6 protein-coding genes are annotated in these 11,473 nt (G+C 75.3%); all 6 read left to right on the top strand.

From position 1 onward, the window contains the following. Positions 1-23 precede the first annotated feature (23 nt). Positions 24-1,040 carry an AAA family ATPase gene (locus IAG44_RS12925; RefSeq protein ID WP_187747276.1) on the top strand — a complete coding sequence of 339 codons (1,017 nt, stop codon included), beginning with the start codon at positions 24-26 and terminating at the stop codon, positions 1,038-1,040. Positions 1,041-1,047: 7 nt separating this feature from the next. Beyond that, positions 1,048-5,013 (top strand): SAV_2336 N-terminal domain-related protein, encoded by a 3,966-nt coding sequence (locus IAG44_RS12920; RefSeq protein WP_246561679.1) that lies wholly within the window; start codon positions 1,048-1,050, stop codon positions 5,011-5,013. A gap of 13 nt (positions 5,014-5,026) precedes the next feature. Next, positions 5,027-5,194 (top strand): FxSxx-COOH cyclophane-containing RiPP peptide, encoded by a 168-nt coding sequence (fxsA, locus tag IAG44_RS12915; RefSeq protein ID WP_187747275.1) that lies wholly within the window; start codon positions 5,027-5,029, stop codon positions 5,192-5,194. Positions 5,195-5,344: 150 nt separating this feature from the next. Beyond that, the gene (locus IAG44_RS12910; RefSeq protein ID WP_187747274.1) at positions 5,345-6,490 is read left to right on the top strand and encodes an FxsB family cyclophane-forming radical SAM/SPASM peptide maturase; all 1,146 of its coding nucleotides are present in this window, start codon (positions 5,345-5,347) and stop codon (positions 6,488-6,490) included. Next, on the top strand, positions 6,487-8,166 hold the full coding sequence (locus tag IAG44_RS12905; RefSeq protein ID WP_246561678.1) for an aKG-HExxH-type peptide beta-hydroxylase: 1,680 nt from the start codon (positions 6,487-6,489) through the stop codon (positions 8,164-8,166). Before IAG44_RS12910 ends, IAG44_RS12905 begins: the two co-directional genes overlap by 4 nt. 154 nt (positions 8,167-8,320) lie before the next feature. Then, a complete protein-coding gene (fxsT, locus tag IAG44_RS12900) occupies positions 8,321-11,326 on the top strand; it encodes an FxSxx-COOH system tetratricopeptide repeat protein (protein WP_187747273.1) in 3,006 nt (1,001 codons plus the stop codon). Positions 11,327-11,473 lie beyond the last annotated feature (147 nt).

The raw sequence follows: 11,473 nt of genomic DNA, 5'->3' as shown, positions 1-11,473 counted from the left end.
GGACGAGTGACGAGGACCGGATCATGACCGAATCCAGTGAGTGGCTCATCTACCGGGGCGCCGGCGAACCGCACGACGGCGTCGAGCGGCTGCCCGCGCCGCCCCCGTGGCGCGACTTCGCGGGCCGGGACACACCGGGCGAGGGCTCCGAGGACCGCAGGCTGGGCGCGCACCGGCACCTCGCGGAGCTGCACCGGCCCGGCGCCGAGGAGCTGGAGATGATCAACGCGGCGCTGTACCTGCGCCGCCCGCTGCTGGTCACCGGCAGCCCCGGCGCGGGCAAGAGCACGCTCGCGCACTCGGTCGCCTACGAACTCGGCCTCGGCGGCGTGCTGCGCTGGTCCATCGTCAGCCGTTCCGCCCTCCAGGACGGGCTGTACCACTACGACGCCATCGCGCGCCTCCAGGACGTGCAGATCGCCGCGCAAGGCGGGTTCGGGGCGGCGGCCGGGTCGCCGGGGGCCGTCGAGGGGATCGGGTCCTACATCCGGCTCGGGCCGCTCGGGACGGCGCTGCTGCCGTCCGACACCCCGCGCGTGCTGCTCATCGACGAGCTCGACAAGAGCGACATCGACCTCCCCAACGACCTCCTGAACGTCCTGGAGGAAGGCGAGTTCGCGATCCCCGAGCTGGAGCGGATCGCCGACCGGCTGCCCGACGGGGAGGCCGAGGTGCTGACGGCGGACGGGGTGAAGGTCCGCGTCAAGGACGGGCGCGTGCGCTGCCGGGCGTTCCCGTTCGTGGTGCTGACCAGCAACGGCGAGCGGGACTTCCCGGCCCCGCTGATGCGCCGCTGCATCCACCTGGAGCTGGGCCGACCCGACCACAACCGGCTCGCCACCTTCGTCCGCGCCCACCTCGGCGACGAGGCGGCGCGCGCGGGCGACGACCTGATCACCCGCTTCCTGGAACGCTCCCGCAGCGAACTCCTGGCCGCCGACCAACTGCTCAACGCGATCTACCTCACCGACGCCGCCGCCCCACCCAGCCGCGACCGCCTCGCCGACCTGCTCATCCAACGCCTCGACCGCCCGAGGTGACCCGCCGATGCCAGACGCGCGCCCCCGCCCCGGCCCCGACGAAGCCCCCACCCCGGACACCCCTCACCCGCCCAACTCCGCCACACCGGGCCCCGGCGACAGCCGCGAGCACCTGACCCCGCCCGCCCCCGGCGACGCCTCGCTCCCTCCCTTCCCTGGCACCCCCCGGCCCGCCTCTGGCCCCCGGCCGGTCCGGGCTGAAGCATCGCCCCCGCCCGGCCCTGCCGCGCCGGGGTCCGCCTCCGGCGGCGGCTCCGCCGCGCCCGGCTCCGGGCCCGCCCCCGGCGACGGCCGCGAGGACTCGCCCCCGCCCGCCCCCGGCGACGCCTCGCTCCCGCCGTTCCCTGGCACCCCCCGGCCCGCCTCCGGCCCTCGGCCGGTCCGGGCTGAAGCATCGCCCCCGCCCGGCCCTGCCGCGCCGGGGTCCGCCTCCGGCGGCGGCTCTACCGCGCCCGGCTCCGGGCCCGCCCCCGGCGACGGCCGCGAGGACTCGCCCCCGCCCGCCCCCGGCGACGCCTCGCCCCCGCCGTTCCCTGGCACCCCCCGGCCCGCCCCCGGCCCCCGGCCGGTCCGGGCTGAAGCATCGCCCCCGGCCGGCCCTGCCGCGCCGGGGTCTGCCTCCGGCGGCGGCTCCGCCGCGCCCGGCTCCGGACCCGCCCCCGGCGACGGCCGCGAGGACTCGACCTCGCCCTTCCGGACCGCGTCCGGCCCTCAGCCGGTTCCGGTCGAAGCACCGCCCCCGCCTGCCCTCACCCCCGAAGCCCCCGCCCCCGACCCCCTCGCCGAGCTGATCTCCCGTCTGCGTGTCGCCGGACTCGACCCCGATCACCGGCAGTTGAGCGACGCCCTGTGGCTGGCGCAGTGGACGCGTAGGGCCGGGCCGGAGGTTGTGGAGGAGACCGGGGGCGAGGTTCCGGGGCCGGTGGGGGAGGTGCGGCCGGAGGCGCCGCGGGAGGAGGTGGCCGGGCCCGCCGAGGCGCCTCAGCCGCCGCCCAAGCGGCCTGTGCTGGATGGGCAGGTGAGTTTGTACCCTCTGCCGCAGGCCGGGAGTGGTCGGGGCGGGGCGTTGCCGATCGGGGTGCCTGCCGCGCCGGTGCTGCCCGCGCCGTTGGAACTTCAGCGGGCCTTGCGGAGGTTGCAGGGGTACCGCAGCCCGGCGCCGCCGCTGCGGACCCGGCTGGACGAGCCGGGGACGGCCGAACTCAGCGCGCAGGCGGGCGGGTTGATCCTGCCGGTGTACCGGGCGGTGACCCGGCGGGACGCGCGCCTGCAGCTCGTGCTGGACGCTTCGTCGTCGATGCGCGTGTGGCACCGGATGTTCGACGAACTGGAGCAGGTCTTCGGCCAGTTGGGGGCGTTCGCCGACATCCAGGTGAGCTTCCTGCACCAGGGCCCCGACGGGGAACCGGTGGTCAGCCGCAGCCCCGAGGAGCGCGCGGCGCCGCTGCACTCGGCGGACCGGCTGAGCGACCCGACGGGACGGCGGATCGTGGTCCTGGTGAGCGACTGCGCGGGCCCCCTGTGGCACAGCGGACAGGCCCACCGGCTCCTGCACCACCTGTCGAAACAGGGCCCGGTCGCGGTGCTCCAGCCGCTGCCGCAGCGCATGTGGGCCCGCACCCGGCTCCCGGTCACCTTCGGCGAGCTGAGCCGCGCGGAGACCTTCGGCGGCGCCCTGCGCATCCGCACCTCCGGCGAGGTCCGCAAGACCGGCGCGCTGCCGGTGCCGGTGCTGCCGCCGGAACCGGTCGCGCTCGGCGCGTGGGCGCGGCTGCTGTCCGGCGCGGGAGCCGGCCCCGTCCCCGGCGCCGTCGGCTGGGTGCGCGCCGACCAGCCGCCCGCCCCGCCCGCGCGCGCCGGCCGGACGCGCACGGCGCTGGAGCGGGTCAGCCGCTTCAGCGCGAGCGCGTCGCAGACGGCCGGACGCCTGGCCGTCTACCTCGCCGCCGCCCCCCTGTGCCTGCCGGTGATGCAGCTCGTGCAGCGCACGATGCTCCCCGGCTCCGGCCCCGCCGACCTCGCGGAAGTGCTGGTCGGCGGCCTGGTCGGCAAGGCCGGCGAGGACCACGACGGCGACGGCGCCCAGTGGTACGAGATGGAGCCGGACGTCCGAGACGCCCTGCTGTCCCGGCTCGGCCGCGACGAGGCGATGCTCGTCCTCAAGCACACCTCCGAGTACATCGAGCAGCGCTTCGGCAAGGGCGGCCCCAACTTCCCGGCCCTCGCGCTCGCCCAGCTCGGCGACGGCGGCGCCGGACGTCCGTACGCGCGCGGCGGCGACGACGGCGCCGCCCCGCCCGTGCCCCAGCCGTTCGCCGAGGTCGCCGCGCGCGTCCTGCGAAGGTTCATGCCGCTGCCGCCCCACTACGAGCAACTGGGCGCCACGGCCGCCGTCGTGGAGCGCCACACGCACCCGGTGGTGGTGCGCGCCCGCCAGCTCATCGGACGCTTCGGCCGCGAGGGCATGATCCAGGACGCCATCGACGCCGTGCAGTTGCTGCGCGGCGCCGCCGAACGCGACGAACAGGCCGCGAACGACCCCGAGCTGTGGGCCGAGTACGCGCACTGCACGCTGCGCCTGTGGGAGGTGCAGGGCGGCGACGACCTGCTGCGCGAGGCCGAGGCGGCCGCCGAACGCGCCGTCGCCCACCCGCGCGCCCTGCACGAACGCGCCGTCCTCGCCCGGGTCCTGCACGCCGCCGCCGGCGACCGCAGGCGGCGCGGCGACCTCACCGGCGCCCTCGGCCTGCTCAGCCGCGCCGACCGCGAGTACGCCGTCGCCTGCGCCGCCCCCGGCCTCGACGAGAACGAAGCCCTCGCCCTCACCCTGGAGCGCGTCCGCGCCCTGGAGGAGCAGTGGCGCCTCGGCGGCGACAGCGCCCTCCTCCAGGTCTCCGTCGGCATGCTGGAGGCGTTCGCCGACGTCTGGCCCGACCGGCGCACCCGCCCGCCCGAACTGCCCCTCGTGCACGGCCGGATCCTCCTCCTGCTGTCCGGCGCCACGCCCGACCCCGACCAGGCCCGCCGCTACGCCGACCAGGCCGCCCACTCCCTGACCGCCGCCCTGGAGACCGCCCCCGACCCGGACACCCCGGACGAGGTCCGCGCGCGGGTGCGCGTCCTGCTCGACCTGATCGACGCGCTGCTCGGCGCGCACGGCCCCCTGGACGACGTCCAGACCCGCATCGACGACGCGCTGGGCGTCGCCCGCGAACAGGCGCAGCGCGCCGCGCTCTCCGTGCGCGCGGGGCGGGTCGCGGTCGCGCGGTACGGGGAGTCCGGGCAGCCCGGGGACCTGGAGCGGGCCGCCGGGCACTTCGAGCGGGCCGCGCGGCGCGTGCCCCGCGACGCGCCCGCGTACGCCGATGTCCTCGCCGAATGGGGCGAGACCCTGCTGCGGCTGGCCGCCACCGGCGAGCGGTACGCGCTCTCGCGCGCCATCCGCGTGCTGCGCGACTGCCGCATGGAGACCTCGGCGGGCAGCCACCGCCTCGCCGGCCGGCTTCTGCTGCTGGGCCGCGCCCTGATGCTGCGCTACCACGCGCGCGGCGACCGCGTCGACCTGCGCGAGGCCGAGCACCTGCTCGGGCTCGCCGCCGACGAGGCCGACGACCCGCTGCTCGCCGCGCACTGCCTGCTCGACCTCGGACAGGTCCAGTACGAGGCGTACCGCAGCCTGCGCCGCCCCGCCCGCCTCGACCTCGCCGTGGACGCCTTCCGCGACGCGGCGCGGGCGGCCCGCGAGGCGGAGGACGCCGCCGCCACCGGGCGCCGCCGCCAGGAAGCCGTCAGGACCCATGCGCAGGCGCACCACTGGCGGGGTATGTCCTATGAAGCGGCCACCCGGCCCCGGGCCGCCCGCGAGGCGTACCGCGCGGCGCGGGGCGAGTGGGCGCGACTGCCCGAGGACAGCGTCGTCCCGGACAGGCCGACACCGCAGGAGACGGCCGAACGGCTGGCCGCGCTGGAGTGACCGAGGGACGGACATGGACGTCACACACGAGACACGCGAGGAACTGCCCGATCTGCTCACCCTCGACCTGGAGGAGCTGAGGAACGTCGACCACCCGGTGCTGCGCGAACTGGTGGACGACCTCACGGACCGCGCGAAGCGGCCCAGCGAACTGCTGTGGGTGTTCAACAGCGCGCTGTGACCGCGTCCGGCCGCACCGGCGCGCCGTGACGTGAACCTTTCGGTCGATCCGCCCGCGCGAATCGGCCACATCCGCACGGCCCGCGGTGTGCGTGGCCGGATCGCGGGAACACGAAGTGGTGTGCTGCCGCGCACGCATGGGGGGTGGCGAGTGACCGGACGCACGGCTGCCCCGCCGCGACTCGCGGCCCCCTTCCGGCAGTTCATCGTCAAACTGCACGGCCGCTGCAACCTCGCCTGCACGTACTGCTACCTGTACGCGGGCCCCGACGCGACCTGGCGCGAGCGGCCCGCGCGCGCCTCCGACGCCGTCCTGGACCGCACCGCGTCCCGCATCGCCGAACACGCCCGCAGCCATCGACTCCCCGAACTCTCCCTGGTGCTGCACGGCGGCGAACCCCTCCTCGCCGGCGTGGACACCCTCGCGCGGTTCACCGGCCTCGTCCGCGCGCGCGTGCCGGACGGCTGCGCGGTGCGCGCCGTCGTCCAGACCAACGCGACCCTCCTCACCGCGCCCCGGCTCACCGTCCTCGCCGACGCCGGGATCCGCGTCGGCGTCAGCCTCGACGGCGGCACCGCCGCGCACAACGCGCGCCGTGTCGACCACGCCGGACGGCCCTCCTGGCCCGCCGCCGTCCGCGGCACCCGGCTCCTCGCCGGGCGCTTCCCGCAGACGTACGGGGGGATCCTGACGGTCGTCGATCCGACGCTCGACCCGGTCCGCACGTACGAATCCCTCGTCGCCCTCGGGCCGCCCGCCCTCGACCTGCTCCTCCCGCACGGCAACTGGACCTCACCGCCGGACCACCTCGGCCGGTACGGGGGCTGGCTCGCGGCCGTCTTCGACCGCTGGTGGGACGCCGGGCGGCGCGAGACCCGCGTCCGGCTCTTCGAGGCGTGCCTCGCGCTGCTGCTCGGGCACGGTGCCCGCACCGAGTCGCTGGGCCTCGCCCCCTTCGACGCCGTCGTCGTCGAGACCGACGGCAGCATCGAGCAGGTCGACGCGCTCAAGTCCGCGTACGACGGGGCCGCGCGCACCGGGCTCGACGTCTTCCGGCACCCCTTCGACGACGCCCTGCGCCACCCCGCGGTCGCCGACCGGCAGGCCGGGGCCGCGGCCCTGTCGGCCACCTGCCGGGCCTGCCCCCTCCTGCGCGTCTGCGGCGGCGGCCACTACGCGCACCGCTACCGCGCCGGCCACGGCTTCCGCAACCCCTCCGTCTACTGCGCCGACCTCCAGCACCTCATCCGCCACGCCGCCCACCGCCTCACCACCACCGCCGGGAGGACACCATGACCCTCCCCGCCCCCGCGATCACGTCCCTCGGCCGTACCGAGTCCGACCCCGCCACCCTCCGCACCCTCACCCACGACCAGCACACCCGCCAACTCGCGGTCGTCCGCGCGGTCTTGGAGGCGGCGGGGGACGACCCAGCGGTACGGGAGGCGTGGGGGCTGCTGACGGATGCGGACAGGGCGGGCGCCGGGGCCGGAGGCGGGGTGGCCGGGGGCAGGACGGGCGGGGCCGGCGGAGGGACGGGCGGGGCCGTGCGGTCGCCAGGCGGACCCGGAGAGTGGGACGCGGCGCGTGGCGGCCGGGGTGCCGGATTGGCGGAGCCGGGGGCCGCATGGCCGGGGCAGGCCCACCGAACTCACGGCCGCCGCGACGACGTCGGCGAGCCGGCCCGCCAAGTCCCCCCGGGCGGCGGGGACGCGCACGATCTACGCGGCCAAGTCACCTCAGACGCCGGGGACATACGCGATCTGCCTCGCCAAGTCCCCCAAGAACCCAGCCCTCTTCACACCCCGCACCCCCCAACCCCCCTCACCCCCACCCGTGCCCTCCTCCTCCACCCCCTCACCGGATCCTGGGCCTGGCACACCCTCCGGGCTCTCAACTCGCCGCAGGGAAACGGAAGTCGGCGTGATCTCGGGTATCTCGGGGCGCTGGCCGCCGCCGGGGCCGCGCGGGCCGGCGTTGATTTCTCCCTCAGGCTCGCGGCGTCCGACGGGCTGCTCGTGCTGCCCTCGCTGGGGGCTTTGAGGTCCGAGGGGGGTGTTGAAGTCAGGTACCGCCGGGGCGCGTTGGTGCTCGCGGCGGATGGCGAGCTGGACGTCGTCGTCCATCCGGAACCCGGCGTCGGGGCCTGGTCCGCGTCGCCGGCGTGGCTACCCGCGCACGCGTTGCCCGGTCTCGTGGCGGGCGCGCCGATCGTCCCGTTGGAGGACCTGGACCCGTACCGGACGGCGCGGTCGCCGCGCAGGGGCGGGGGGTTGGGGGAGCCGGTGGTGCTGGACGACGCCGGGCGCAAGCAGTGGGCGCAGGTGTGGTCGGGGACGGCGGCGGCGCTGCGGGCGGGCGGCGAGGGCAGGGTGCGCGAGACGCCGGCCCTGCTGCGCTGCCTCGTGCCGCTCGCCCTGCCGCCCGGCGTCCCGGCGGGGCAGGGAGGGTGCAGCGCGACCCGCCGCGAGGCGTTCGGCGCGCTCCTGTCCAGCAGGCCCACGGACCCGGTCGCGTTCGCCTCGACCCTCGTCCACGAACTGCACCACGCCAAACTCGCCGCACTCTCCACCCTCCTGACACTCCATCAAGCAGGCCCCGAGGAACGGTACTTCGCGCCCTGGCGCCAGGACCCCCGCCCCTTCGACGGCCTCCTCCAGGGCGCCTACTCCCACCTCGCGCTCGCCGACTACCACCAGCGCCTCGCCCTCGCCGACCCCGCGCACGCCGAACGCGCCTGGACCGAGCACGCCCGCTGCCACGCGATGGTCGGCGCCACCCTCCCCGCCCTCGTCGGCTCACCCGATCTCACCGTCGCGGGACGGCTGTTCGCCGACGCGATGGCCGGCGCCTGGGAGCGCATGCGTGACCACCCCGCCCCCCGCGGCCAGCGGGCCCGCGCCCAGGCGTACGTGCGCGCCGCACGCACCCTGTGGAACCAGCGGCACGCCGGCGCGCACCCGAACGAGTGAGGGGAGGGGACAAGCTTGAGGAAAGGCCCGCGTGAGCACCGGCCCCTGAGCGAAGATCGGCGTGCCTCGACACCTGCTCCCCCCTTCCCGGGGCCTTACGGGCGGCGCGCCGAGGTCCTACGATTTTTTCCGGAACGACGCGTTGGAGGCCGCCTTGTCTGGAGCCCGCACACCGGTCAGGTCCGCCGAGAGGGGGACCGCACGGCCGACCGTCACGATCAGCTTCGCGGGCTTCAACCGGGCCTGGGCCGCCTGGATGGGCGACCGTCTGGAACGTAACGGCGTCCGGGTCGTCTACCTCCGCTGGGACGCCCCGCCCGAGGTATCACTGCCCCGGCTCCTGCGCGACCTCATGCTCTCCGAGGGCCGCGTCCTGATCCTGGTCAGCGAGTGGTACTTCCAGCTCGGCCCGCGCAGCCACGAGGAGTGGAACGCCGCGCTGCGCGAGGTCGTCGCGCCCGACCCGACCCGCTTCGCCGCCGTCTCCGTCACCAACGCCCCGCTCCCGCAGGCCGTCAGCGTGCTGTCCCCGGCGAACCTCACCAACCTCGGCGCCGACGAGGCCGAACGGCGGCTCTTCGACCGGCTCGACCTGCCCTACGACCCGCACGCGAACGGCGTCGACGGGCGGCGCGGGCCGCGCTTCCCCGCCTCGATGCCCGAGGTGTGGGGCGGGGTGCCGCGCCGCAACACCCGCTTCACCGGCCGCGAGCCGATCCTCAGCGACATCCACCACGTCCTGCAGAGCGCCGAGCCCGGCGCGGGCGTCGTCAGCCTGCACGGCATGTCCGGGGTCGGCAAGACGCAGCTCGCCACCGAGTACGTGTACCGCTTCGGCTCCGAGTACGACGTCGTCTGGTGGGTCAACGCCGAGAAACGCGTCACCTACCGGCGCTTCCTCGCCGAACTCGCCCCGAAACTCGGGCTCCAGACCGGCCAGGAGTACGGCGAGCGGCTGCGCGCGGTGCGTGACGCGCTGCGCCGGGGCGAGCCGTTCTCGCGCTGGCTGCTGGTCCTCGACGGCGCCGACGAGCCCGAGCAGATCTGGGACCTCGTGCCGACCGGCCCCGGACACGTGCTGATCACCTCCCGCAACCCCGAGTGGTCCGAGCACAACAGCCGGCTCCTGGAGATCCCCGTCTACTCGCGGGACGAGTCCGTCGCGTTCGTGCGGCGGCGCGCGCCCCGGCTCACCGAGACCGAGGCCGACCAGCTCGCCGAGGCGCTGGAGGACCTGCCGCTGCTTCTCGACCAGACCGCGGGCTGGCTCAACGACTCCGACCTCTCCGTGCGCGAGTACATCGCGCTCCTGGAGGGCGGGATCGACTCCGACGTGGTGAAGGTGTCCGCGGACTTCCCCGTCGCCTTCCAGACCGCGTGGTCGATACTGCTGAACAAACTCCGCGAGACCGTCCCCGAGTCCGTCGACCTGCTGCGGCTGTGCACGTTCTTCGCGCCCGGCTTCATCCCCGTCCGGCTCCTGCGGGACCTGCCCGGGGACGAGCTGCCCGAGCAGGTCGCCGGTCTGGTCAACGACCCGCTGCTGTGGAACAAGGCGATCAACCAGCTCCGGCAGTACTCCGTCGTCCGGCTGGAGTCCCACGAGGCCAGCCTCGACGAGGCCGCCACCGGCGACTCCCTCTACCTGCACCGGATGGTCCACCAGATCGTCCACAAGGACATGCCCGAGCCGGAGCGCACGGAGTTCATCGACGTCGTCCGGCGCGCCCTCGCGGCCGCCGACCCGCGCCGGCCCACCGACACACGGCTGTGGCCGACGTACGCGGAGATCGTGCCGCACCTCAAGTACGCGGACGTCCTGCACACCCCGAGCGCCGAGGTGCAGCAGCTCGTCCTCAACTGCCTGCGCTACATGTTCCTCTCCGGGGAGTACCGGGCGGGCACCAAGCTCGGGCAGCGGGCGCTCGAAGCGTGGCGCGAACTGCTCGGCGAGACCCATCCGCGGATCTGGGACCTGACGTACCACTACTGCAACCTGCTGCGGGCGAACGGCGACTACGCGGGCAGCGAGCGGCTGAACCGGCACGCCACCGACTACCTGCGCGAGGAGCGCGGAACGCAGGACCTCGAACACCTGCGGGCCGCCAACGGCCTCGGCGGGGACCTGCGCGGGCTCGCCCGGTACGAGGAGGCGCTGGAACTGTCCCAGTGGGTGCTCGTCGCCTACCGCGACCAGCTCGGCGACCAGGACTCGCGCACCCTCAACGCCCTCAACAACCTCGCCGTGTCGCTGCGGCTGCTCGGCCGGTACGAGGAGGCGCTGGACACCGACCGCAGGACGTGGGAGGCACGGCGCAACCTGCTGCGCGCCCGCCATCCCTGGACGCTGACGACAGAGTTCGCGTACGCGCTCGACCTGCGGCTGCTCGGCCGGTACACCGAGGCGGAGTCCGTGCAGGCGCGCAACGTCGACGAGCACCGGATCGTCATGGGCGCCGACAACCCGCAGACCCTGTACGCCGAGCACAACTACGCGATGTGCCTGTACCGGTCCGGGAACCGGGACGCCGCCGGGCCGATGTTCGCGAGCATCCTCGAACGCGGCGAGCGGGTCCTCGGCGAGGTCTCCCCGACGACCCTCGTCTTCGCGACGTCCCAGAGCTGCTTCATCCGCGAGCACGGCGACATCGACCTCGCGCGGGAACTCAGCGAGTCCGTCGTCGCCCGCTACGAGGTCGCCCGCGCCGACAACCACCCCTTCCTCGCCGGTGCCCGCGCCAACCAGGCGCTCATCCTGCGCAACGTGGGCGAACGCGAGCACGCGCACGCCCTCCTGGAGCAGGCCCTCACCGACATGACCGCGGCCCTCGGCCCCACCCACCCCTGGACGGTGGGCACGGCCCTGAACGCGGCGGCCCTGCGCAACCTCACGGGTGACCCGGAGTCGGCGGAACTCCTGAGCCGGGCCACCGTCGTCAACGCCACCGAATCCCTCGGCCGCACCCACCCCCTCACCCTCTCCACCCGCATCGCCCACGCCGCCGACCTCCGCAACCTCCGCGACCGCCGCCAGGCGGAGAAGGTCGAACAAGAAGCCCTCTCCGACTTCGAATCCACCCTCGGCCGCCAACACCCCCACACCATCTCCGCCCGCTCCCGCATCCGCCCGTACTGGGACTTCGAGCCCTTGCTGACGTAAGAGCCCGCCAGAGGGCTAAGAGCCCGCCAGAGGGCGAAGGGGCCGCCTGAGGGCGAGGAGGCCGCCCGAGGACGAAGAGGCCGTCCGAGGGCGAACCGAAGCCGGCTGCCTCGGAGTTGAGGCGGACCGGCACGGCACGGCCCCGGA

It is taken from the genome of Streptomyces roseirectus (assembly GCF_014489635.1).
Taxonomy (GTDB): Bacteria; Actinomycetota; Actinomycetes; order Streptomycetales; family Streptomycetaceae; genus Streptomyces; species Streptomyces roseirectus.
This window is presented reverse-complemented; position numbering and strand designations above follow the sequence as displayed.